General features: G+C 69.6%; 21 protein-coding genes. 16 read left to right on the top strand and 5 right to left on the bottom strand.

Annotation, left to right across the window (positions count from 1 at the left end; genetic code table 11):
• The first annotated feature begins 64 nt into the window (after positions 1–64).
• The 10 genes from atpB (at position 65) to sppA (ending at position 9,254) form a co-directional block, all read left to right on the top strand.
• Positions 65–847, top strand: coding sequence for a F0F1 ATP synthase subunit A (gene atpB / locus AB0M01_RS00725; RefSeq protein ID WP_363664740.1), 783 nt, complete (start codon positions 65–67; stop codon positions 845–847).
• Positions 848–922: 75 nt separating this feature from the next.
• Complete coding sequence (gene atpE / locus AB0M01_RS00720) at positions 923–1,153, top strand: ATP synthase F0 subunit C (protein WP_363664739.1); 231 nt, start codon at positions 923–925, stop codon at positions 1,151–1,153.
• A gap of 32 nt (positions 1,154–1,185) precedes the next feature.
• The gene (locus AB0M01_RS00715) at positions 1,186–1,755 is read left to right on the top strand and encodes a F0F1 ATP synthase subunit B (protein WP_363664738.1); all 570 of its coding nucleotides are present in this window, start codon (positions 1,186–1,188) and stop codon (positions 1,753–1,755) included.
• Positions 1,755–2,552 (top strand): F0F1 ATP synthase subunit delta, encoded by a 798-nt coding sequence (locus AB0M01_RS00710; RefSeq protein ID WP_363664737.1) that lies wholly within the window; start codon positions 1,755–1,757, stop codon positions 2,550–2,552. Before AB0M01_RS00715 ends, AB0M01_RS00710 begins: the two co-directional genes overlap by 1 nt.
• 86 nt (positions 2,553–2,638) lie before the next feature.
• Positions 2,639–4,276, top strand: a complete 1,638-nt coding sequence (atpA, locus tag AB0M01_RS00705) for a F0F1 ATP synthase subunit alpha (protein WP_363664736.1) — start codon at positions 2,639–2,641, stop codon at positions 4,274–4,276.
• A 7-nt stretch (positions 4,277–4,283) separates the two neighbouring features.
• Positions 4,284–5,195 (top strand): F0F1 ATP synthase subunit gamma, encoded by a 912-nt coding sequence (locus tag AB0M01_RS00700; RefSeq protein WP_363664735.1) that lies wholly within the window; start codon positions 4,284–4,286, stop codon positions 5,193–5,195.
• Between the two features lie 5 nt (positions 5,196–5,200).
• Positions 5,201–6,655, top strand: a complete 1,455-nt coding sequence (gene atpD, locus AB0M01_RS00695; RefSeq protein ID WP_363664734.1) for a F0F1 ATP synthase subunit beta — start codon at positions 5,201–5,203, stop codon at positions 6,653–6,655.
• A 7-nt stretch (positions 6,656–6,662) separates the two neighbouring features.
• Positions 6,663–7,067 (top strand): F0F1 ATP synthase subunit epsilon, encoded by a 405-nt coding sequence (locus AB0M01_RS00690; RefSeq protein ID WP_363664733.1) that lies wholly within the window; start codon positions 6,663–6,665, stop codon positions 7,065–7,067.
• Positions 7,068–7,121: 54 nt separating this feature from the next.
• Entirely contained in the window at positions 7,122–7,553 is a 432-nt protein-coding gene (locus AB0M01_RS00685; RefSeq protein ID WP_344179057.1) for a DUF2550 domain-containing protein, read from the top strand.
• Positions 7,554–7,595: 42 nt separating this feature from the next.
• Positions 7,596–9,254 carry a signal peptide peptidase SppA gene (sppA, locus tag AB0M01_RS00680; RefSeq protein ID WP_363664732.1) on the top strand — a complete coding sequence of 553 codons (1,659 nt, stop codon included), beginning with the start codon at positions 7,596–7,598 and terminating at the stop codon, positions 9,252–9,254.
• Here the strand turns inward: sppA and AB0M01_RS00675 are convergent.
• Positions 9,247–9,981, bottom strand: a complete 735-nt coding sequence (locus AB0M01_RS00675; protein WP_363664731.1) for a phytanoyl-CoA dioxygenase family protein — start codon at positions 9,979–9,981, stop codon at positions 9,247–9,249. The two genes, sppA and AB0M01_RS00675, sit on opposite strands and share 8 nt — an antisense overlap.
• A gap of 69 nt (positions 9,982–10,050) precedes the next feature.
• On the opposite strand from AB0M01_RS00675, the gene AB0M01_RS00670 reads away from it, so the two are divergent.
• From AB0M01_RS00670 to AB0M01_RS00660, 3 genes are read left to right on the top strand one after another with little or no spacing between them, the layout of a single operon-like run.
• A complete protein-coding gene (locus AB0M01_RS00670) occupies positions 10,051–10,896 on the top strand; it encodes an AraC family transcriptional regulator (RefSeq protein ID WP_363664730.1) in 846 nt (281 codons plus the stop codon).
• A 12-nt stretch (positions 10,897–10,908) separates the two neighbouring features.
• On the top strand, positions 10,909–11,334 hold the full coding sequence (locus AB0M01_RS00665) for an Imm7 family immunity protein (protein WP_363664729.1): 426 nt from the start codon (positions 10,909–10,911) through the stop codon (positions 11,332–11,334).
• On the top strand, positions 11,331–11,702 hold the full coding sequence (locus AB0M01_RS00660; protein WP_363664728.1) for a hypothetical protein: 372 nt from the start codon (positions 11,331–11,333) through the stop codon (positions 11,700–11,702). Before AB0M01_RS00665 ends, AB0M01_RS00660 begins: the two co-directional genes overlap by 4 nt.
• A gap of 32 nt (positions 11,703–11,734) precedes the next feature.
• Here the strand turns inward: AB0M01_RS00660 and AB0M01_RS00655 are convergent, their stop codons facing one another.
• On the bottom strand, positions 11,735–12,322 hold the full coding sequence (locus AB0M01_RS00655; RefSeq protein WP_363664727.1) for a cob(I)yrinic acid a,c-diamide adenosyltransferase: 588 nt from the start codon (positions 12,320–12,322) through the stop codon (positions 11,735–11,737).
• A gap of 216 nt (positions 12,323–12,538) precedes the next feature.
• Between AB0M01_RS00655 and murA the strand changes: the two genes are divergently transcribed.
• The gene (murA, locus tag AB0M01_RS00650; protein WP_363664725.1) at positions 12,539–13,825 is read left to right on the top strand and encodes a UDP-N-acetylglucosamine 1-carboxyvinyltransferase; all 1,287 of its coding nucleotides are present in this window, start codon (positions 12,539–12,541) and stop codon (positions 13,823–13,825) included.
• 26 nt (positions 13,826–13,851) lie between these two features.
• On the top strand, positions 13,852–15,045 hold the full coding sequence (locus AB0M01_RS00645; RefSeq protein WP_363664723.1) for a trans-2-enoyl-CoA reductase family protein: 1,194 nt from the start codon (positions 13,852–13,854) through the stop codon (positions 15,043–15,045).
• Here AB0M01_RS00645 and AB0M01_RS00640 read toward each other — a convergent pair.
• A complete protein-coding gene (locus AB0M01_RS00640) occupies positions 15,032–17,536 on the bottom strand; it encodes a DUF3516 domain-containing protein (RefSeq protein ID WP_363664721.1) in 2,505 nt (834 codons plus the stop codon). The two genes, AB0M01_RS00645 and AB0M01_RS00640, sit on opposite strands and share 14 nt — an antisense overlap.
• 70 nt (positions 17,537–17,606) lie before the next feature.
• On the opposite strand from AB0M01_RS00640, the gene AB0M01_RS00635 reads away from it, so the two are divergent.
• Complete coding sequence (locus tag AB0M01_RS00635; RefSeq protein WP_363664718.1) at positions 17,607–18,377, top strand: class I SAM-dependent methyltransferase; 771 nt, start codon at positions 17,607–17,609, stop codon at positions 18,375–18,377.
• Here the strand turns inward: AB0M01_RS00635 and AB0M01_RS00630 are convergent.
• Positions 18,374–19,195 (bottom strand): ATP-grasp domain-containing protein, encoded by an 822-nt coding sequence (locus AB0M01_RS00630; RefSeq protein WP_363664716.1) that lies wholly within the window; start codon positions 19,193–19,195, stop codon positions 18,374–18,376. The genes AB0M01_RS00635 and AB0M01_RS00630 overlap by 4 nt on opposite strands.
• A 94-nt stretch (positions 19,196–19,289) precedes the next feature.
• Positions 19,290–22,721 (bottom strand): S8 family serine peptidase, encoded by a 3,432-nt coding sequence (locus AB0M01_RS00625; RefSeq protein ID WP_363664714.1) that lies wholly within the window; start codon positions 22,719–22,721, stop codon positions 19,290–19,292.
• Positions 22,722–22,726: the final 5 nt, after the last annotated feature.

The following is a 22,726-nucleotide window of genomic DNA, read 5'->3' as shown; positions in this document are numbered from 1 at the left end:
CCCTGAGCCGCCCTGCCCCAAGCCCGATGGCGAACGACTTGAGCACGACGCGAGAGGAGACCCGGTGATTGCCGGCGTTTCGACCGAGTTCACCCCGCCCGGTCCTGAGAGTTTCGACCTGCCGCCCATCATCGACGGCGTGGAGTGGTTCACCAAGCCCGTCCTGGTGGCCGCCCTGTCGGTGATCGTGATCGTCTGGTTCTTCTGGGGTGCCTCCCGCAAGGCCGCGATCGTGCCGAGCAAGCTGCAGTTCGCCGGCGAGCTGGGCTACAACTTCGTCCGGAACTCGATCGCCCGCGACGCGATCGGCAGCCAGGACCACATGAAGTACGTGCCGTACCTGTGCGGCCTGTTCTTCTTCATCCTGCTGAACAACGTCGCGGCCTCGATCCCGCTGATCCAGTTCCCGACCTTCAGCCACATCGGCTGGGCCTACGTGGCCGCGGTCATGAGCTGGGTCATCTACAACGCGGTGGGCATCAAGAAGAAGGGCCTGTGGGGCTACTTCAAGCACCAGACGATGCCGGCCGGTGTGCCGGCCTGGCTGATGCCGCTGATGATCCCGATCGAGTTCATCTCCAACATCCTGGTCCGGCCGGTCTCGCTCAGCCTGCGGCTGTTCGCGAACATGTTCGCCGGGCACATCCTGCTGCTGGTGTTCGTCCTCGGCGGCGAGTACATGGTCTTCGAGACCGGCAACATCGCCCTCGGCGGTGTCGGCATCCTGACCTTCCTGATGGGCCTCGCGATCGCCGGACTCGAGCTGTTCGTCCAGTGCATCCAGGCCTACATCTTCGTCGTGCTGACCGCGCAGTACATCGGCAGCGCGATCGCCGACGAGCACTGATCGGCACCCCCCAGATCCCGTAGCAACGGAAAACCCGGATAGACCCGCTATCCGTACCGAAAGGAAGCACCTCAAATGAGCCAACTCGCTCTCGCCCTTTCCGGCAACATCGCCGTCCTGGGTTACGGCCTCGCCGCGATCGGCCCGGGCGTCGGCGTCGGCCTGATCTTCGCCGCTGTCATCAACGGCACGGCCCGTCAGCCGGAGGCCCAGAGCAAGCTGCAGTCGATCGCGTGGATCGGCTTCGGTGTGACCGAGGTTCTGGCGATCATCGGTATCGCGCTCGCCTTCGTCTTCCGTCAGTGATCACCCTTTCCATCGACTGACAGGATTCAGACATGATGACGTTAGTGCTCCCGCTCAGCGAGGCCGGCGAAGCGCCGAGCCCGCTGATGCCGCACACCGCCGAGATCATCTTCGGCTTCGTCTTCCTGGTCCTGCTGGCCATCGCCTTCGCCAAGGTGGTCGTCCCCAAGTTCGAGAAGGCGTACGCCGATCGGACCGCGGCGATCGAAGGCGGGATGAACGAGGCCAAGCAGGCCCAGGCCGAAGCGAAGGCGGCGCTCGACAAGTACAACGCGCAGCTGGCCGAGGCTCGCCAGGAGGCTGCGAAGATTCGCGAGGACGCGCGTGAGCAGGGTGCGCAGATCATCGCGGAGATGCGTGAGCAGGCGAACGTCGAGGCCGAGCGGATCGTGACCCACGCCCGGACCCAGATCGACGCCGAGCGCACCCAGGCGGTCGCCTCGCTGCGCAGCGAGGTCGGCACCATGGCTACCTCGCTGGCCGGCCGGATCGTCGGGGAGTCGCTCGAGGACGAGGCGCGTCAGCGCCGTACGGTCGAGCGCTTCCTGGAGGAGCTGGAGTCGAGCGAGTCCGCCCGTCAGGCTGTCGGAACGGACGGCTGATGCGCGGCGCGTCGAAGGAGTCACTCGCCCGGGCCGAGCAGGCCCTGGCGGGTGTCACCGTCTCCGAAGGCCTCGGCGGCGAGCTGTTCTCGGTCGCCAAGGTGCTCGACACCAACGGGTCGCTGCGCCGTGCGCTGACCGACCCGGCGCGCGGCGCCGAGAGCCGGACCGGCCTGGTCCGGCAGCTGTTCGGCGGCAAGATCTCCGACCAGGCGCTGGAGGTCCTGACCGCCGCGGTGGCCGGTCGCTGGGTCAGCAACCGTGACCTGGGCAACGCGCTCGACGAGCTGAGCGTGCAGGCCGAGGTCGCGTACGCCGACGGCGAGCGCAAGCTGGACGAGCTCGAGGACCAGCTGTTCCGGCTCGACCGCGTGGTCGTGGCCGAGCGCGCGCTGGCCGACAAGCTGAGTGACCGCAACATCCCGCTGGCACCGCGGCAGGAGCTGCTCCGCGGTCTGCTGCAGGGCAAGGCCGATGCCGTCACCGTGCGGCTGGCCGAGCGTGCGGTGGACGGCCGGGGCCGCAGCTTCGCGGCCTCGCTGCGCGCGTACCAGGTCGCCGCGGCGGCCCGGCGCAGCGCCAGCATCGCGACCGTGCGCGTCGCCACCGACCTGACGGCGGCCGAGCGGGACCGGCTGGCCGAGCTGCTCGGCCGGCAGTACGGACGCCAGATCCAGCTGAACGTCATCGTCGACCCGAGCGTCGTCGGCGGCGTCCGGGTGGACATCGGTGACGAAGTGATCGACGGAACGATCGCGGCCCGGCTCGACGAGGCGCAACGGCGCATCGCGGGCTGACCCCTAACGACATAGCAGGCGCTAAGGGTCGGCAAAGCCTTTAGAGCCACAACAGGCCAGCAAGGTCAAGGAAGCAGGGAAGCACAATGGCGGAGCTCACGATCAGGCCGGAGGAGATCCGGGACGCCCTGGATCGCTTCGTCTCCAGCTACGAGCCGGAGACGGCGACCCGTGAAGAGGTCGGCACCGTTGTCGACGCCGGTGACGGCATCGCGCACGTCGAGGGCCTGCCCTCGGCGATGACCAACGAGCTGCTGGAATTCGAGGACGGCACCCGGGGCATCGCCCTGAACCTGGACGTCCGCGACATCGGTGTCGCCGTACTCGGCGAGTTCGACGGTATCGAGGAGGGCCAGCAGGTCCGCCGGACCGGCCAGGTCCTGTCGGTCGCCGTCGGTGAGGGCTACCTCGGCCGCGTCGTCGACCCGATGGGCCGTCCGATCGACGGCCTCGGCGAGATCAAGGACCTCGAGGGCACCCGCCCGCTCGAGCTCCAGGCGGCCGGCGTGATGGACCGCCAGGAGGTCCGCGAGCCGCTGCAGACCGGTATCAAGGCGATCGACGGGATGATCCCGGTCGGCCGTGGCCAGCGGCAGCTGATCATCGGTGACCGCAAGACCGGCAAGACCGCGATCGCGGTCGACACGATCATCAACCAGAAGGCCAACTGGGAGTCCGGCGACCCGAAGAAGCAGGTCCGCTGCATCTACGTCGCGATCGGCCAGAAGGGCTCGACGATCGCCTCGGTGCGCGGCGCGCTCGAAGAGGCCGGCGCGATGGAGTACACCACCATCGTGGCCTCCCCGGCGTCCGACCCGGCCGGCTTCAAGTACGTCGCGCCGTACACCGGCTCGGCCATCGGCCAGCACTGGATGTACCAGGGCAAGCACGTCCTGATCGTGTTCGACGACCTGAGCAAGCAGGCCGAGGCCTACCGCTCGATGTCGCTGCTGCTGCGTCGCCCGCCGGGCCGTGAGGCGTACCCGGGTGACGTCTTCTACCTGCACAGCCGGCTGCTCGAGCGTTGCGCGAAGCTGAGCGACAAGCTCGGCGCCGGCTCGATGACCGGTCTGCCGATCATCGAGACCAAGGCCAACGACGTCTCGGCGTTCATCCCGACCAACGTCATCTCGATCACCGACGGCCAGATCTTCCTGCAGTCGGACCTGTTCAACGCCAACATCCGCCCCGCCATCGACGTCGGTATCTCGGTGTCCCGGGTCGGTGGCGCCGCGCAGGTCAAGGGCATGAAGAAGGTCTCCGGCTCGCTGAAGCTGGACCTCGCGCAGTTCCGCGCGATGGAGGCCTTCGCGATGTTCGCCTCCGACCTCGACGCCACCTCGCGCCGCCAGCTGGACCGCGGTCAGCGACTGGTCGAGCTGCTCCGTCAGCCGCAGTACTCGCCGTACCCGGTCGAGGAGCAGACGGTCTCCATCTGGGCCGGTACGACGGGCAAGTTCGACGACGTCCCGGTCGAGGACGTGCTGCGTTTCGAGCGTGAGTTCCTCGACTACCTGCGCCGCGACTCCAAGGTGCTCGACGCCGTCCGCGAGAGCGGCAAGTTCGAGGACGACTCGGCCGAGGCCGTCACTGCCGCGCTGGACGCCTTCAAGCCGACCTTCCAGACCTCCGGCGGCGAGCTGCTCGTCGGTCGCGAGGAGACGAAGGCGATGGACGAAGAGGACGTCGAGCAGGAGCAGATCGTCCGGCAGAAGCGGGGCTGATCAACCCATGCCAGCCAGTCTGCGGGAGCTTCGCGAGCGCCGGGCCTCGGTCTCGACGATCAAGAAGCTCACCCGCGCGATGGAGCTCATCGCGGCGTCCCGGATCGTCAAGGCGCAGCAACGCGCCCAGGCGGCCGGTCCGTACGCGCGTGAGCTCACCCGTGCCGTGTCGGCGGTGGCGACGTTCTCCAACGTCGACCACCCGCTGACCACCGAGAAGCCGAACCCCAAGCGGGCAGCGGTTCTCCTGATCACCTCCGACCGCGGTCAGGCCGGTGCCTACTCGTCCTCGGTGATCCGTGAGGGGGAGCGGCTGCACCAGCTGCTGCGCGAGGACGGCAAGGAGATCGTGCCGTACCTGACCGGGCGCAAGGGGATCGCCTACTACACCTTCCGGCAGCGTGAGGTCGCGCAGTCGTGGAGCGGCGAGTCCGACTCGCCGTCGTTCGCCCGGGCTCGGGAGGTCGCCGACGCCCTGATCGAGGCCTTCCTGACCCCGACCGAGGAGGGCGGCGTGGACGAGATCCACATCGTCTTCACCCGGTTCGTGTCGATGCTCACCCAGCGGCCGGAAGTGATCCGGCTGCTGCCGCTGGAGGTCGTCGAGGGCGAGGAGGCTCCGGCCGAGGACGACGTACTGCCGCTGTACGAGTTCGAGCCGTCCGCCGAGGACGTGCTGGACGGACTGCTGCCCAAGTACGTCGCCAGCCGGATCCACTACTGCATGCTGCAGGCGGCCGCTTCCGAGCTGGCCAACCGGCAGCGGGCGATGAAGTCCGCGACCGACAACGCGCAGGACCTGATCGAGCGCCTGACGCGTGAGGCCAACCAGGCGCGCCAGGCCCAAATTACCCAAGAAATCAGCGAGATCGTCGGTGGCGCCGGTGCGCTCGCCGATGCCAACGCCGGGAGCGAGTGAGAGAGATGACTGCCACGGTTACCGAGAACAACAACGAGGCGGGCGCCCGCGGCGTCGGTCGCGTCGCCCGGGTGATCGGCCCGGTCGTCGACGTCGAGTTCGCTGCGGACACGATGCCGGACATGTACAACGCGCTCGAGGTGGACATCACCCTGGGTGGCGAGACCACGACGATCACCCTCGAGGTGGCGCTGCACGTCGGCGACAACATCGTCCGGGCGATCTCGATGAAGCCCACCGACGGCCTGGTCCGCGGTGCCGAGGTGCGCGACACCGGTGCGGCGATCTCCGTCCCGGTCGGCGACGTCACCAAGGGCCGGGTGTGGTCCGTGACCGGCAAGTGCCTGAACCAGGACGAGTCCGAGTTCGAGATCGCCGAGCGCTGGCCGATCCACCGCAAGGCCCCGGCGTTCGACCAGCTCGAGTCCAAGACCGAGATGCTGGAGACCGGCATCAAGGTGCTGGACCTGCTGACGCCGTACGTGCAGGGCGGCAAGATCGGCCTGTTCGGCGGTGCGGGCGTCGGCAAGACCGTCATGATCCAGGAGATGATCTACCGGATCGCGCACAACTTCGGTGGCACCTCGGTGTTCGCCGGTGTCGGTGAGCGCACCCGTGAGGGCAACGACCTGATCGGTGAGATGGAGGAGGCCGGCGTCTTCAAGGACACCGCGCTGGTCTTCGGTCAGATGGACGAGCCGCCGGGCACGCGCCTTCGCGTCGCGCTGTCGGCCCTCACGATGGCGGAGTACTTCCGCGACGTGAAGGAGCAGGACGTGCTGCTCTTCATCGACAACATCTTCCGGTTCACCCAGGCCGGTTCCGAGGTCTCCACGCTGCTCGGCCGGATGCCGTCCGCGGTGGGTTACCAGCCGAACCTGGCCGACGAGATGGGCGTGCTGCAGGAGCGGATCACCTCGACGCGTGGTCACTCGATCACCTCGATGCAGGCGATCTACGTGCCCGCCGACGACTACACCGACCCGGCGCCGGCCACCACGTTCGCGCACCTGGACGCGACCACCGAGCTGTCGCGTGACATCGCGTCGCGTGGTCTGTACCCGGCCGTCGACCCGCTGACCTCGACGTCGCGGATCCTCGACCCGCAGTACATCGGCCAGGAGCACTACGACGTGGCCGTCCGGGTGAAGCAGATCCTGCAGAAGAACAAGGAGCTGCAGGACATCATCGCGATCCTCGGTGTCGACGAGCTCTCCGAGGAGGACAAGATCACCGTCGCCCGCGCGCGCCGGATCGAGCAGTTCCTCTCGCAGAACACGTACATGGCCGAGAAGTTCACCAACACCCCGGGTTCGACGGTGCCGTTGAAGGACACCATCGAGTCGTTCAAGAAGATCACCGAGGGCGAGACCGACCACATCGCCGAGCAGGCCTTCTTCAACACCGGGTCGCTGGACGACGTCGAGCGGCGTTGGGCCGAGCTCCAGAAGGAGCTCTGACCGTCTGATGGCCGAGGACACCGGCAAGCACCTCGAGGTCGCGCTGGTCGCGGCCGAGCGGGTGGTCTGGGAGGGGCAGGCGAAGATCGTCATCGCCCGCACCACCGACGGCGACGTCGGCATCCTCCCGGGCCACGCGCCGCTGCTCGGACTGCTGCAGGGCGGTACGGTCCAGGTGCGGACCCTCGACGACGAGTACTTCGTCGCCGCCGCACCGGACGGGTTCATCTCGGTGGCGAACGACCGGGTCTCGATCCTGGCCGAGAACGCCGAGATGGGGCACGACATCGACCTCGAGGAGGCCAAGCGGGCCCTCGAGCAGGCGCAGGCCGCGGGGACCGACAGCGAGGACGAGCAGGAGCAGGTCCGGCTCGCGGAGGCCAGAGTGCGGGCCGCCGAGAAGGTCTCCTGACCCACCCTGTAATAATTGAATACATACAGTTGGCAGTAGGAATGAGGTTGGCATATGAGGACAGTCCTCGATGTGGTCGGGGTCTGTTTTCTCGCTGCCGTACTGCTGGTAGTCGCTTTCGCGTGCCGTCGTCGCTGGTTGTCCAGGGACGGCGGCACGTTCGACTGCAGCCTCCAGCTCGCTGAGAAGGACCACGGCCGCGGCTGGGCCCTCGGCCTGGCCCGCTACGTCGGCGACGACCTCCAGTGGTTCCGGGTCTTCAGCCTCGCCTGGTGGCCCAAGCTCGTCGTGAACCGCCGCCAGCTCCAGGGCGTGACCACCCGCCGCCCGGTCGGCAACGAGCCCCTCGTCACGTACGCCGGCCACGTGATCGTCGACGCCGAGCTCCGCGACCGCACCGTCCACTTCGCGATGACCGAGGAAGCCCTCACCGGCGTACTCGCCTGGATGGAATCGGCCCCACCGAGCAGCCAGACGTACCACTAGCTGTTGCTGCTGAGCCTTGTCCCGGCCGTCTAGGGTCGGGGTATGACGGGCATCTTGCTGGAGCTGGATCTGAGTCGGGGTGTGGTGGAGACGCCGCCTGCTTCGCCGTTGGCGGCGTTCAGGGCTCGGCATCTGCCGACGGTGCGGGAGGTGGTCGCCGGGTTGCGGAAGGCGGCGACTGACGAGCAGGTGGTCGGGCTCGTCGCGCACGTGGGTGGACCGGCGCTGTCGCTTGCTCAGGTGCAGGATCTGCGGGCTGCCGTCGCCGGGTTCCGGGCGTCGGGGAAGCGGGCGATCGCGTGGACCGAGTCGTTCGGTGAGGTCGGCGGCGGGACGGTGCCGTACTACCTGGCGACGGCGTTCGACGAGGTGTGGGTGCAGCCGTCGGGGGAGCTCGGGATCACCGGGGTCTCGGTGCAGGCGACGTTCGTGCGGGGTGCGCTGGACAAGGCGGGCGTGATCCCGCAGTTCGGCAAACGCCGCGAGTACAAGACGGCGGTCGACACCTTCACCGAGAAGGAGATGACCGGGCCGGCGAAGGAGATGGCGTCGCGGCTGGCGGAGTCGGCGTACGAGCAGATCGTCGCGGGGATCGCCGAGGGGCGGTCGCTGACGGTCGCTCAGGTGCGGGAGCTTGTCGATCAGGCACCGCTGGGCGCTGAGGCCGGGCGTACGGCGGGGCTGGTGGATCGCCTCGGCTACCGGTCCGACGTGTACGACGAGCTGGAGAAGCGCCTGGGGGAGACCACCGCGCTGCTCGTCGAGCGGTACCACCGGCGCCCGCCGCGGACCGTGCACGACGTCCTCGACCAGCTCCCGTGGCCGCCGAAGCCCGCCGTCGCGGTGATCCGCGTCAGCGGCGGTATCACCGTCGGCCGCAACTCCGGTGGCGGCCCGCTCGGCGGTCCGCGGACCGGCTCGGACACGATCACGGCCGCGCTGCGTGCTGTCGCCGCCGACGAGAAGGTGAAGGCCGTCGTACTGCGCATCGACAGCCCGGGCGGCTCGTACGTCGCCTCGGACGCGATCCGGCACGAGGTCCTGCGGCTGCGGTCGACCGGCAAGCCGGTGATCGCGTCGATGAGCAGCGTCGCGGCGTCCGGTGGGTACTTCGTCGCGATGCCTGCCGACGTGATCGTCGCGCAGCCCGGCACCATCACCGGCTCGATCGGCGTACTGTCCGGCAAGGGCGTCGTACGGGACGCGCTCGGCCGGATCGGCATCACCCAGCAGGCGGTGTCGGAGGGCGAGAACGCGCGGATGTACTCCGCCCAGGAGGAGTTCTCGCCGGCCCAGTGGGAGCGGCTGGAGGAAACGCTCGATCGCATCTACGCCGACTTCGTCGCGAAGGCTGCCGACGACCGGGGCCTGGCCGTCGACGCCCTGGAAGCCCTGGCCCGCGGCCGTGTCTGGACCGGTGCCGACGCGCACGAGCGCGGTCTCGTCGACGAGCTCGGCGGCTTCGAGCACGCCCTCGAGCTGGCCTGCTCGCGGGCCGGCCTCGACCGCGACGAGATCGCCGTCGTGACCGCGCCGAGCCGCTCCTTCCTCGACCGCCTGCGTCCACCGACGTCGACCGAGGACCTTGCGGTCACCGCCCAGCCGCTGACGCTGGACGGCCTGGCATCGTCGGTCTACACCGCGCTCGGTCTCCCGCCGAGCGGCGCGCTCACGATGCCGCTGAGCTGGCATCTCACCTAGCTGGACTGGGGAACTCGTCGCCGTTCAGCTGGTCGCCCTTGGTGAGCTTCAACGGATCGGTCACCGGGTGTGGGGCGCCGGTGTAGACGGTCTCGGCGTCCATGTAGATGTTGACGTGGGCGAAGCGTGCCTGGTCGGTGGTGTTGGGCAACGCCATGTGCCCGGTGTAGCCGCTGTGGAAAGTGCAGTCGCCGGCCTTGAGCGGGATCGTCACGCGTGGCGCGTAGCGCAGCTCGGGTGCGCGGGTGAACAGGTCCTCCTCGTCGCTCAGGTCCTGCGGCTCCAGATCGGTGACGGTCTGGGTGCCGGGGAGGAACGTCATGCAGCCGCGCTCCGGCGGTACGTCGACGAGTGCGATCCAGGCTGAGAGCGGGAGCCGGTCGTTGGCGTGCGGCCAGTACGGGCGGTCCTGGTGGAAATGGGTGGCGGCGTTGCTGTTCGGCTCCTTCACGAGCATCTGGTCGTGCCAGATCCTGAGCGGGAAGCCGGCGAGCTGCTCCGCCGTACTCGCGATTTTGGGATGCAGGGTCAGCTCCCGCAGTACGTCGTCGTGCTGCCACACGTTCACCAGCTGACTGAAGATCGCATCCCGCTGCAGCCGGTCGGCCCGATGCGCCTCCAAATAGCTCGCCGCCCGGGTGCGATAACGCTCGACCTCCTCCGCCGTGAGCACTCCCGGCACTCGGACAAATCCGTTCTTCCGGTACTCCGCAACTAGGTCTGTCATAGCTCAACAGTCGCTTTTCCTGCGCTTCAGGGCCAGGACAGTCCGCGCCTACCATCGTACGATCCTGACATGCCCGAAACCCTGCACGAGGCGACCCTGTTCCAGGGCGGCCCGGTCTGGGGCAGCGTCCACCACCTCACCACCGGCGTCGACCCGCACGCCCACGACTTCCTCGAGCTCGCCGTCATCGGCCCCGGAGCCGGCCGTCACCAGACCAGCAGCGGCTCGTACGCCGTACAGCACGGCCAGGTCCTCATCCTCAGACCAGGCGCCTGGCACGCGTTCACAGCCTGCGACAACCTCACCGTCGCCAACTGCTGCGTCTCCACCCGCTCCCTCCGCACCGAACTGAACGCCCTGCAACAACTCCCGGCCTTCCGAGACCTCCTCTGGCCCACCACCGCCCACCACGGCACAGCCACCCTCCAGGTCACTCCGACCGCGGCCGACGACGCCATCGCACTGATCACCCACCTGGCCACCCCCACCACCCCGGCCCTCACCCTCGCCCGCCTCACGGTTGTCCTGGCGACCCTCGCCGACGGCCGCCCCACCCACCCCGTGACCCCGCCCATCCACCCCGCAGTCACCACCACCATCACCCACTTCGAGTCAGCCCTCGCCCACCCGTGGACCCTCGACTCACTCGCCCACCTCACCAACCTCAACCCCGCCTACCTGAGCCGCCTCTTCAAACACCACACCGGCCTCAGCCCCCTGGCCCACCTGGCTCGTCTCAGGGCCGAACAAGCAGCCCTCCTCCTCACCGACTCCACCCTCCCCACCTCCCGAGTCGGCGCCGCCGTCGGCTGGCCCGACCCGACGTACTTCGCCCGCCGCTTCCGGACTTTGGTGGGTCTCACGCCCACGGAGTACCGCGCCCAAACCCAATCGCCACCTGCTCAGGAGTCCTGAAGACTGAGCAGCATGTACGAGGTCAACCTGTGGATCCGCCTGCACGAGAACGTGTACGACGGCGACAGCGGCGGTCAGTATGCCAAGGCCACCGCGATTGCGGAGCGCGTCGCCGCCTGGACCGACCCCACGCTCGCCGCCGACGTCCGAATCCTCAACGGCACGTTCACCCTGACCCTCACCTGCCACGCGAACCGCCGCCGAGCCCACGAAACCGAACTGATCGACGACCTCCTCGCCGAGGTCATCCGGCTGCTGCCGGCGTCGTACGGGCTGATCTACGAGCGCGACGACGAAACCACCGAGCACCCCGGCCACAACGCCTTCCGAGTGACGGTCCTGGCCCGCGGCAAACTGAGCATCCGCGAGGACCCGTTCCTGTCCCCGGCGTACCCAACCATCGAAGACCCGTACGCCGACCTCCCGGGGGAGCTGTGACGAGCGACGCCGACGCGTGGGCGACTGTTGCTGTGCGCGTGAGAGTGCCCGGGCTCACCGCGGAGGAAATCTCCCGCCAGGTGGGGCTGGAAGTGGAGCGGTCGCCTCGGGATCCCGGCGTGTGGGTGTACGACGTGCCGGTGGGACAGGAGCGGCCGCTCAACGAGCATCTGGACGGGTTGGAGGTCTTGCTCGCTGAGCGCGGAGAGCAGCTCGGTGGGTTGCCCGAGGGGCGGGAGGTGGATGTGGTGATCGGGTGGTCGCCGAAGCGTGGTCAGGACGGGATGACGTTGACGCCGGAGCTCGTGGCGCGGTTGGCGCGGCTCGGGGCGGGGGTTGTGACCTGGACCTACACCGACCACTCGTAGCCCGGCCGTCGGGGGCGGCCGGGCTTCGGTGGCTACTGCTTTTCGCGGTCGCCGCCGGGGACCCACAGGACATCCCCGCCGCTGGAGAGGTTGGCGACCCGGCCCAGGATGAACAGCAGGTCCGAGAGGCGGTTGAGGTAAGTGATGGCCAGGAGGTTGACCGACGGGCCGTGGGCCTCGACGGCGAGCCAGCCGGCGCGTTCGGCTCGGCGGACCACGGTGCGGGCGACGTTCAGATAAGCCGCACCCGGAGTGCCGCCGGGGAGGATGAACGAGCGCAGCTTGGTGAGGCGGCTGTTGTAGTCGTCGCACCAGGCTTCGAGGCGGTCGATGTAGTCCTGGGTGATCCGCAGGGGCGGGTACTGGGGGTCGGGCTGGATCGGGTTGCACAGGTCGGCGCCGACGTCGAAGAGGTCGTTCTGGATCCTGGTCAGCAGCACGACGATCGCCGAGTTCAGGTGGCCGGCGGCGATCGCGACGCCGATCGTCGAGTTCGCCTCGTCCACCTCGCCGTACGCCGCCAGCCGCGGGTCGGTCTTGGTCGTCGTGCTCATGTCGCCCAGGCGGGTCTCGCCGGCGTCCCCGGTCCTGGTGTAGATCCGCGTCAAGTTCACAGCCATGTCACGGCACTCTACGCAAGCCCGAAACCGCAGGGCGCTACAGGCCATGACCCCCTGTTCTGCGCGTGCTGCGCGACCCGCGGCGGGCACCTCGCGGCACTGGGGCCAAGGCCACGATGCTTCGCATCGCAACCTCGGCCCCAGCACCGCGAGGCACTCCGCCGCGCGCCTGCTCGCGACTGCGCAGAACAGGGGGTCATGGCCTATTGTCGGCGGGTGGAACGGTTCAGGATCTCTGGTGAGGCAAGGCTCGACGGCTCCGTCGAGGTGCAGGGCGCGAAGAACAGCGTGCTGAAGTTGATGGCGGCGGCGTTGCTGGCCGAGGGGACGACGACGCTGCGGCAGGTGCCGGGCATCCTCGACGTCACCTTCATGGCCCAGCTGCTGGACACGCTGGGCTGCTCGGTGAAGGTCGACGGCGACGCCGGTACGGCGACGATCGCGGTCCCGGGCGAGATCGGCCACCAGTGCGACTACGAGCTGGTCCGCAAGCTGCGCGCCTCGATCTCGGTGCTCGGGCCGCTGCTCGGCCGCTGCGGGCGGGCCGAGGTGGCGCTGCCCGGTGGCGACAACATCGGCTCGCGCGGGCTGAACATGCACGTCGCGGGGCTGGAGTCGATGGGCGCGAAGGTGCACATCGAGCACGGGTTCGTGATCGCCGAGGCGCCGCAGGGGCTGTCCGGCGCCGAGGTGTGGCTGGACTTCCCGAGCGTCGGCGCGACCGAGACGATCATGATGGCCGCCGTGCTGGCCAAGGGCACGACGGTGATCGAGAACGCGGCCCGCGAGCCGGAGATCCAGGATATCGCCGAGATGCTGGTCCAGATGGGCGCCCAGATCGAGGGCGCCGGGTCGCCGCGGATCGAGGTGACCGGGGTGGACGGGCTGCTGCAGCCGGTCGACCACGTCGTCGTACCGGACCGGATCGTCACCGGGAGCTGGGCGTTCGCGGCTGCCATCACCAAGGGTGACGTGACGATCACGAACGGGCACGCCGAGCACCTCGAGCTGCCGCTGGACAAGCTGCACAAGGCGGGTGCGGAGATCTCGGTGCTGGAGCAGGGGTTCCGGGTGCGGATGAACGACCGGCCGAAGTCGGTCGACGTCGTCACGCTGCCCTACCCCGGGTTCCCGACCGATCTGCAGGCGTTCTGCATCGCGATGAACGCGGTGAGTGTCGGCGCGGCGATGGTGACCGAGAACCTGTTCGAGGGCCGGTTCACGTTCGCGCAGGAGCTGACCCGGCTCGGCGCGCAGGTGCAGACCGACGGGCACCACGCGGTCATCCGCGGCGTCCCGCGGCTGTCGGGAGCTCCGGTGGTCGCGAGCGACATCCGCGCCGGCGCGGCCCTGGTGATCGCGGGCCTGGCGGCCGAGGGCGAGACGCTCGTCTCGGCGGCGCACCACGTGCACCGCGGCTACACGGACTTCGCGGGGAACCTGCGCAGGCTGGGTGCCGACGTCACGGTGGAGCCCGACGACGCAGAGCTGTACTGGAACTAACTGCAAGGTCAGTTAGGGTCGTCCGCATGACTGAGCGCGTGGTGAAGCCTGTCGGCCGTGGGTTCCTGTTCCTCGACTCGCACCCTGCCGGGTGCGAGCGGGTGGTCGAGGACCTGATCAGCCAGGTCGACGCCCGTACGCCGGACCGCAAGCCCGTCGCACTCGTGATCGGCTCCAGCTCCGGCTACGGACTCGCCGCGACCATCGCGGGCCTGGCCAGGTACGGGATCGACGGCGTCGGCGTCAGCTTCGAGAAGGAGCCGGGACGCCGTACGGCGACCGCCGGCTGGTACCGGACCGCCGCCACCGCCCGGTACGCCGAGAGCGCCGGCCGCCGCTTCCACTTCGTGAACGCCGACGCCTTCGCGGACACCACCAAGGACGACGTGCTCGACCTGGTCGCCAAGGAGTTCGGCCCGGTCGACTACCTGATCTACAGCGTCGCGGCCCCGCGCCGGGTCGACCCGCGCACCGGTACGACGTACCAGTCGGCGCTGAAGACGATCGGTACGCCGTACACGACCAAGAGCATCGCCTTCGAGGGCACCGACCCGGTGCTCACCGAGGCGAGCCTCGACGTGGCGACCGACGAGGAGATCGCCGAGACCGTCCAGGTGATGGGCGGCGAGGACTGGACCCGGTGGGTCGACGCCCTGGCCGAGCGGAACCTGCTGAACGACGGGTTCACCACGGTCGCGCTGACCTACATCGGCAGCGAGCTGACCGGCCCGATCTACCGGCAGGGCTCGATCGGCGCGGCGAAGGCGCACCTGGAGCAGACCGCCAAGGAGCTCTCGACGCGCGACGGTGTCAAAGCGCTCACCTCGGTGAACGGCGCCGCCGTCACCCAGGCCAGCTCCGCGATCCCCGGCATCGGCCTGTACGTGAGCCTGCTGCACAAGGTGCTCGGCGCGAAGATGCAGACCCCGATCCAGCAGTCGATCGCCCTCTGGGACCAGCTGACCGGCGAGACCACGCCCGATCTGGACGAGGACGGCCGGCTACGGCTCGACCGCTGGGAGCTCGATCCCGCCGTGCAGGACGCGGTGAAGGACCAGTGGAACGCCGTCACCCAGGACAACATCGCGACGGTCGCCGACGCAGCCTGGTTCTTCGCCGAGGTCCGCCGGCTGTACGGCTTCGACGTCGACGGCGTCGACTACGAAGCCGAGACCGAGGTCGACGTCGCCTGGCCTGCCCAAAGCTCTACAGGGGCTTGAACGACACCATCTCCAGCACCAGCTCGCCGGCCTCGTCCGAGGCGCCGAGGTCGACCGTCGCGGTGATGCGCCAGTCGTGGTTGCCCTCGGGGTCGTCGATGATCTGCTGGACCTCCCAGTACCCCGGGTGCTCCTCGACCATGAACAGCGCCGGGCCGCGCGCGGCCGGACCGGTCCCGAGCGAGGAGTGCTCGGCGTAGTACGCCGTACCGGCCTCGGCCCAGCGCCCCGCGTCCCAGCCTGACTCGTTGTCGAGCTGGCCCAGCTCGGCCCACCGGTGCAGCGCGACGAGCTCGACCCGGCGGAACAGGGCGTTCCGCACGAGCACCCGGAACGCCCTGGTGTTCAAGGTGATCCGGCGTGGCCCGGCGAGCACCGGGACGACGGCGACCTCCTCGGCGGTCGGGTTGGTCAGCTCCTCCCACTCGTCGAGCAGGCTGGAGTCGGTCTGCCGGACGACCTCGCCGAGCCACTCGATCAGGTCGGTCAGGTCGTCGTTCACCTTGTCCGGCGGGACGGTCTGCCGCAGCGCCTTGTACGCGTCGCTGAGGTAGCGCAGCATGATGCCCTCGGAGCGGGCCAGCCCGTAGAACTGGACGAACTCGCCGAAGGTCATCGCGCGCTCGAACATGTCCCGGACGACGGACTTCGGCGAGAGCCCGGCCTCGGCGATCCACGGGTGCGTCTGCCGGTAGATCTCCAAGGTTGCCTGCAGCAACTCCTCGAGCGGTTTCGGCCAGCTGATCTCGTCGAGCAGCTCCATCCGCTCCTCGTACTCGATGCCGTCGGCCTTCATCGACTGGACGGCCTCGCCCTTGGCGTGGTGCAGCTGCGCCATCAGTACGGCGCGCGGATCCTCCAGCGTCGCCTCGACCACGGACACCACATCGAGTGCGTACAAAGGATCCGAGGGGTCGAGCAGGTCGAGCGCCGCCAGCGCGAACGTGGACAGCGGCTGGTTCAGCGAGAAGTCCTTCTGCAGGTCGACGGTCAGCCGCAGCGACCGGCCGAACTCGTCGGGCGCGTCCAGCCGCTCGACGACGCCGGCGGTGAGCAGCGTGCGGTAGATCTGGATCGCGCGCCGGATCAGCCGGACCTGCGCCCTGGCGTCCTCGTGGTTGTCCTGGAGCAGGTGCCGCATGCTGGCGAACGCGTCGCCGTCGCGGGCGATCACGTTCAGCAGCATCGCGTGGCTGACCCGCATCCGCGACTGCAGCGGCTCGGGCTCGGCCGCGACCAGCCGGTCGAAGGTGTCCTCGCCCCAGGTGACGAACCCCTCCGGCGGCTTCTTCTTCTGCACCCGGCGCTGCTTCTTCGGGTCGTCACCGGCCTTGGACATCGCCCGGACGTTCTCGATCACGTGGTCGGGCGCCTCGACGACGACCGTGCCCGACGTGTCGTACCCGGCCCGGCCCGCGCGGCCGGCGATCTGGTGGAACTCGCGGGCCTTGAGGATGCGCTGCCGGCGGCCGTCGTACTTGCTCAGGGCAGTCAGTACGACGGTCCGGATCGGCACGTTGATCCCGACGCCGAGGGTGTCGGTCCCGCAGATCACCTTCAGCAGCCCGGCCTGCGCCAGCTGCTCGACCAGCCGCCGGTACTTCGGCAGCATGCCCGCGTGGTGCACGCCGATGCCGTGCATGACCAGCCGCTGCAGCGTCCGCCCGAACCCGGAGCTGAACCGGAAGTGCCCGATCAGCTCCTTGATCTTGTCCTTCTCCTCCTTGGTGCAGACGTTGATGCTGGTCAGCGCCTGCGCGCGCTCCAGCGCCGAGGCCTGGGTGAAGTGGACGACGTACACCGGCGACTGGTTGGTGACGAGCAGCTCCTGGAGCGTCTCGTGCAGCGGCGTGGTGACGTACTTGTAGACCAGCGGGACCGGGCGCTCGGCCGACGACACGATCGCGGTCGGACGGCCCGTCCGCCGGTTCAGGTCGAGCTTGAAGCGTTCGACGTCGCCGAGCGTCGCCGACATCAGGATGAACTGCGCGTTCGGCAGCTCGAGCAGCGGCACCTGCCAGGCCCAGCCGCGGTCGGGCTCGGAGTAGAAGTGGAACTCGTCCATCACCACCTGGCCGACGTCGGCGGCCGCGCCCTCGCGCAGCGCGACGTTGGCCAGCACCTCGGCGGTGCAGCAGATGATCGGTGCGCCGGCGTTCACCGAGGCGTCACCGGTCAGCATGCCGACCTTGTCGGCGCCGAAGATGTCGCAGAGCGCGAAGAACTTCTCCGAGACCAGCGCCTTGATCGGCGCGGTGTAGAAGGTGCGCTTGCCGTTGGCCAGGGCCGCGAAGTGCGAGCCGGTGGCGACCAGGCTCTTCCCGGAACCGGTCGGGGTGGACAGGATCACGTTCGACCCGGTCATCACCTCGATCAGCGCCTCCTCCTGCGCCGGGTACAGCGAGATGCCCTGCGTGCCCACCCAGGTGGCGAAGGCGTCGTACAGGGCGTCGGGTTCGGTGGAGTCCGGCAGCTTCTCGGTCAGCGTCATCACCGACCATTGTCCCGTACGGCGTGAAAAGCCGTTGCGGGTGGCACCCTGCGTGCCTACGGTGCTACGCATGCCCGAGGACCCGCACGGCGACGAGCAGCTGGTCGAGCTGTACGACGAGGACAACGCTGCTGGTGACGATCATGCGTACTACCGAGCGCTGGCGGACCGGATCGAGGCGGAGACGACCGCCGATCAGGGGGATGCGGTCGCGGGCCGGGCCCGCGGTCTGACGATCGTCGACCTGGGCTGTGGCACCGGGTTGCTGACGCGGGCGCTGGCTGGTCCTGGGCGCACGGTCATCGGCGTCGACCCGAGCCCGACGATGCTCGGCTACGCCCGCCGGCAGCCCGGCGCCGACTCCGTGATCTGGATCGACGGCGACGCCGCCGCGCTGCCCGGCGACGGCAGCGCGGACCTCGTGATCAGCAGCGGCAACGCGATCATGCACGTCGAGGACCTCCGGGCCACGCTGACCCACCTGGCCGCCACGCTGCGCCCGGGCGGCGTGATCAGCTTCGAGACCCGTAACCCCGCCCGCCGGGCCTGGGAGCACTGGACCACCGAGGCGACCGAGCACGAGACCCCGTTCGGCCTGCTCCGCGAGTGGATGCAGGTCACCTCGGTCGAGCACGGCCGGGTGACCTTCGACGCGTACAACGTGTTCGAGGACGGCCGCGAGAAGGTCTTCACCACCGTGCTGTACTTCCGCACCGCCGCCGAGCTGGTCGCCGACCTGGCGGCGAGCGGGTTCGAGGGGATCGAGCTGCGGGGTGGTTGGCACGACGAGCGACTCGCGGAGGAGTCCCGCTTGATCGTCGTCAAGGCGCGGCGGCGCTAGAACAAGGCAGTGATGAGGTCGGCGGGATCGCGTCCCGCCGGCCAGTCGCTGACCTGCCCGTCGCCCAGCTCGACCACCCGCCAGGCGCCGTCGGCCCGGCGTACGAGGTCGACGGTGACGAACGGCAGCGCCAGCTCGGCGACCAGCGGCTCGACCTCGATCAGGTCGAGACCCGTCGGCAGCTCGTCAGGCGTGTCCGGGTGCGGCGTCGTCAGGACGCAGCGCCCGCCGACCCACCAGGTCCGCGCCTCGGCGCCGCTGAACTCCTCGTACCGCCGTACGACGAACCCGCCGGTGAAGGCGTCGTCGCGCAGCTCCAGGAACCGCGCGCCGATCCGCTCGACCGCGGCCTCGTCGGTGAGGTCGGGGAGGAAGCAGGCCTCGGTCCAGTAGTGCTTCATCGACTTCACGTAGTCGCGCAGCACGCCCGCGCCGCCGCCGAGCGCGCGGGTCGCCTTCAGCAGCTCGGTGAGATCGCCGCCCGTGGTCCAGACGGATTCGGGGGTGACGGTGCGGAGACCTTCGTACCAGCCGGGCAGCTCGTGCGCCGTCCGGTACTCGTCGGCGGAGGTCCGCAGCTGGACACCACACTCGGCCAGACCAGCTTCGAACGACTCGTACTGCGCGGAGGAGAGCATCCACCCGCGGTACACCGCGTCCTCGGCCGCCGGCACCCGAAGCTCCGCCTCGCCGCGGACGAGCGCGTCGTGGTCGACCCGCACGACAACGATCCCCAGCTCGCGCGCAGCGTGGGCCTGCGCGGCGAAGTGGGGATCGTCGCGGCGCGGATTCAGCGGGTCCGCCGGAACCAGGAGCATGCACCGCATTCTCCCGAACCCGCACCGGTTTCGCCTCCCGATTCCGCGCGCCCGGCGGTCCGAGGCCCCTCAGCCCGAGACCGCCGGGAGCCGGTCAGCGCAGCGCGTACGCCCTGGTCACGCGCTGGTCCACCTTGTTGCCTGCGGCATCGATCGCGACGGTGCGCAGGCTGACGAAGCCGCTGCTCGGTTGCGTCAGCGACGCCGTCCAGCCCCTCGCCGTCCGCCGCACGGCAGCGTTCACCCACGACCGGCCGTCGTCGTACGACGCCTGAACAGCAACCGAAACCACCGGCCGCCGCGGACCGCCGTACTGGTGCTCGACCGTCAGCGGCACCTCGAACCGCCCACCCGGCGCTGCGTTCCGCTCGTCGAGCACCGGCGACCACCGGACTGTCATCAGCGGCAGCGCCGACGCCACCCCGTCCGGCGTCCGCGCCGACCGGAACGTCCACGCCACCTCGCTCCGCGTCGACAGCTTGAAGCGCTCGTCGGACCCCCGAGTGACCTCCTTCTTCAGCACGTACGTCGCCGGCTCCGCGGGCAGCGCGAACGTCTGCTGCTTGAACGCGTCCGATGCCCCGATCTCGACGCCGTTCCGCGTCACCGTCGTCCGCTCGGAGTCGGTCAGCGCGTCCCCGAACGTGCCCGCGCCGGAGCTGTGCATCAGCGCCACCACGTTCAGGCTGTCGCCGTCGCGGAACGTCCACGGCTGCTTGTCCCGTCCCGGCAGACCACCGCGCGCGTCGGTGAGGCTCGGGCCGAAGACACCGCGCTGCCAGTTCACCTTCGTGGTCCGCCCGGCCGGGTAGACGACGTGCTGGGAGTCGACCAGCGCGGTGTACTCGACGCCGTCGTCGGGCAGCCGCCGGTACAGCTCGTTCTCGAACGCCCAGGCGACGCCCTTGGCCGAGTAGTACTCGTCGCGCCGGAACGGCAGGTTCATCACGACCGCCGGGGTGAACACGAACAGCGGCGTCCAGCGCCCGCTCGGCTCCGGCGCCGGCAGCGTCGGGTAGCTGTAGTTGTTGGCCTTCACACCCGCGTCCGCGCTCGCGTACGACGCGTCGAGGTGTGCGTAGTCGCGCCGGTCGGTGACCAGCGACGGGTTCGCCGGGAAGCGGCCGGGCCAGGTCGTCACGTCGTGGTAGACGTACGGGCTGTCCAGGAAGAAGTCCCGGTCCGGGCTCTGGCCGTCCGGCATCCCGGCCCAGGCCAGGTGCGCGAACCCGGTGAACGTCTTCCTCGACCCGGTGACGTTCGGTACGACGTACAGGTTCGGGAAGAAGTCCGGCTCGAACGACGTCGCGACGCCGACCCCGCCGACGTAGGTCTCGTCGCCGAGCGGCCGGACGAACCCGACGCCGCCGGCGGCCGGGTGCGCGCCGGTGACCGGCGACTTCAGCGCGATCTTGCGGGCCTTGCGGCCGTCGAGCGTGATCGTGCCGGGCCTGTCGACGACCAGGTCGGGCTCACCGAAGTACGTCGCGTCGCGGAAGCCGAGGCCGTTGGCGTTGAAGACGGTGGTGAACGCGTCGACGAGGTAGCGGCCGCGCGGGAGCTGGAGCTTGTCGCCGGGGTTCGCCAGGTAGGCGACCTTGCGGTCGACGTCGACGACGTACGCGCCGGAGACGTGCTGGTCGTCGTTGACCGCGGGCTTGCCGTCGCGGTCGAGCATCTTCAGCTCCTGGGTGAAGCTCGGGACCTGCTTGCCGACGCCGATGGTGCTGCGGATCTCCATGCCGTTGCCGCGGGCAATCAGCCAGCCGCCGTACGGGCCGTCGGGGACGTTGGTGGCGGTGTTCGCCGTGACGTCGACCGTCGCGGTGCCGTGCGCGGGAACCTTGACCAGCGACTTGGCGAGGCGGAAGACGCGGGTCGAGGCCTGCAGGTGCAGCGAGAGCGTGACCGGCTTGCTGCTGTCGTTGCGGTAGGTGACCTGGCGGGTGACCGGCTTGTCATCGGTGTGGGGAGCGGTCTGGAGCCCGAAGTTCAGGCTGCTCGGGCTGGCGATGACGGTCTGCGTCAGGGCGCGGTCGAGGTCGACCCGGCCGGCGCCCTGCGCGAAGACGCCGAGACCCTTGAGATCGAGCGCCGAGTTCATCAGCGCGGACTTCAGCTCGGGGGCCTTCCAGTCCGGGTGCAGCTGCGCGAGCAGCGCGGCGGCGCCGGTGACGTGCGGCGCGGCCATCGACGTCCCCGAGAGTTCGGCGTACGACGCGTTGACGGCGAACGACTCCAGCGGCGTGTTGGCCGCGCGGGCTGCGACGATTCGGTCGCCGGGGGCCGCGATGTCGGGCTTGACCGCGAGGTCGCCGAGCCGCGGGCCGCGGCTGGAGAAGACGCTGAGCGTGTCGGACTTGGTGACCGAGGCAACGGCCAGCGCGGAGTCCGCGGCCGCCGGGCTGCCGACCGTGCCGTCGGCGCCGAAGTTGCCCGCCGAGGCGACGAAGAGCGTGCCGGTGCTCGCGGTCAGCTCGTTCACCGCCTGGGCGACCAGGTCGGTACCGTCGGTCGGGCCACCGCCGACGCTCAGGTTGACCACCCGGGCGCCGTGGGTCGCGGCCCACTGCATGCCCTCCATGATGTCGGAGTCCTCGCAGTTGCGGGAGCCGCAGATCTTGCCGATCATCAGGTCCGCGTCCGGCGCGACGCCGCGGTACTTGCCGCCCGAAGCCGCGCCGGTGCCGGCCACGGTCGAGGCGACGTGGGTGCCGTGCCCGATCCGGTCGACGACGCCGGTGTCGGTGGTGAAGTTGTCGGTGGCAACGACCCGGTCCTTCAGGTCGGGATGCGTGGCGTCGTACCCGGTGTCCAGGACGGCGACCTTGACGCCCTTGCCGGTGATGCCGTGCCGCCACAGCGTCGGCGCGCCGATCTGGGCGACGCTGCGGTCGAGGTTCGGCTTGATCCCGCCGTCGAGCCAGACCTTCTTGACCGTAGGGGAGAGGGCGGTACGGCGCTTCGCCTGCGCGGTGCTCGTCCAGCTGCGCCAGAGGTCGGTCGCTCGTGTGCGCTCCTGGCGGACGGCGACGGCGTCGACGATCGGGAGCTCCTGGTCGACGGTGGTCCCGGCCGGGAGGGACTGGCGGACGGCGCGCGGTTGTCCGGCGTACCGGATCATCAGTGGGAGCGTGGGGCTGGAGGCGTCGTCGAGGCCGAGGTCGGCGAGGAGGGCGACGTCGAAGAGGCGCGGGTCGACGATACCGGCGGCGATCAGCGGGACGGCGTCGACCGGGACCACGCTCTGCTGCTTGCCGAGGGTGAGCTTGTGGAAGAGGACGCCTTCGCGGCCCGGGCCGGGGTGGACCTCGACGCCGACGGTCCCGTCCTGGGTCTTGCGGGTGGTGACGCGGTCGCCGGTGACGAGGGTGACGGTGACCGGCTGCAGGCTGGCCGACCGTGCGGTGGCCGGCTGTGCGCTGGGAGCTGGCTGGTCACCGGCTGCTGGGACGGCCCAGGCGGTACCGGCGACCAGGGCGACGGCGACGGCCGGGGCGAGCAGCCGGGGGTGGAATCGGGACAAGGGTC

Origin of the sequence: Kribbella sp. NPDC051770, assembly GCF_040681455.1 — a bacterium.
Taxonomy (GTDB): domain Bacteria; phylum Actinomycetota; class Actinomycetes; order Propionibacteriales; family Kribbellaceae; genus Kribbella.
Note: the sequence above shows the minus strand (reverse complement) of the source record. Positions and strands in the feature narration are given on the sequence as shown.

Bases quoted from the DNA above. Each gene is read 5' to 3' on its own strand.
- atpE (WP_363664739.1), top strand. From the start codon at position 923: ATGAGCCAACTCGCTCTCGCCCTTTCCGGCAACATCGCCGTCCTGGGT.
- AB0M01_RS00715 (WP_363664738.1), top strand. From the start codon at position 1,186: ATGATGACGTTAGTGCTCCCGCTCAGCGAGGCCGGCGAAGCGCCGAGC.
- AB0M01_RS00710 (WP_363664737.1), top strand. From the start codon at position 1,755: ATGCGCGGCGCGTCGAAGGAGTCACTCGCCCGGGCCGAGCAGGCCCTG.
- atpA (WP_363664736.1), top strand. From the start codon at position 2,639: ATGGCGGAGCTCACGATCAGGCCGGAGGAGATCCGGGACGCCCTGGAT.
- AB0M01_RS00700 (WP_363664735.1), top strand. From the start codon at position 4,284: ATGCCAGCCAGTCTGCGGGAGCTTCGCGAGCGCCGGGCCTCGGTCTCG.
- atpD (WP_363664734.1), top strand. From the start codon at position 5,201: ATGACTGCCACGGTTACCGAGAACAACAACGAGGCGGGCGCCCGCGGC.
- AB0M01_RS00690 (WP_363664733.1), top strand. From the start codon at position 6,663: ATGGCCGAGGACACCGGCAAGCACCTCGAGGTCGCGCTGGTCGCGGCC.
- AB0M01_RS00685 (WP_344179057.1), top strand. From the start codon at position 7,122: ATGAGGACAGTCCTCGATGTGGTCGGGGTCTGTTTTCTCGCTGCCGTA.
- sppA (WP_363664732.1), top strand. From the start codon at position 7,596: ATGACGGGCATCTTGCTGGAGCTGGATCTGAGTCGGGGTGTGGTGGAG.
- AB0M01_RS00675 (WP_363664731.1), bottom strand. From the start codon at position 9,981: ATGACAGACCTAGTTGCGGAGTACCGGAAGAACGGATTTGTCCGAGTG.
- AB0M01_RS00670 (WP_363664730.1), top strand. From the start codon at position 10,051: ATGCCCGAAACCCTGCACGAGGCGACCCTGTTCCAGGGCGGCCCGGTC.
- AB0M01_RS00665 (WP_363664729.1), top strand. From the start codon at position 10,909: ATGTACGAGGTCAACCTGTGGATCCGCCTGCACGAGAACGTGTACGAC.
- AB0M01_RS00655 (WP_363664727.1), bottom strand. From the start codon at position 12,322: ATGGCTGTGAACTTGACGCGGATCTACACCAGGACCGGGGACGCCGGC.
- AB0M01_RS00645 (WP_363664723.1), top strand. From the start codon at position 13,852: ATGACTGAGCGCGTGGTGAAGCCTGTCGGCCGTGGGTTCCTGTTCCTC.
- AB0M01_RS00640 (WP_363664721.1), bottom strand. From the start codon at position 17,536: ATGACGCTGACCGAGAAGCTGCCGGACTCCACCGAACCCGACGCCCTG.
- AB0M01_RS00635 (WP_363664718.1), top strand. From the start codon at position 17,607: ATGCCCGAGGACCCGCACGGCGACGAGCAGCTGGTCGAGCTGTACGAC.
- AB0M01_RS00630 (WP_363664716.1), bottom strand. From the start codon at position 19,195: ATGCTCCTGGTTCCGGCGGACCCGCTGAATCCGCGCCGCGACGATCCC.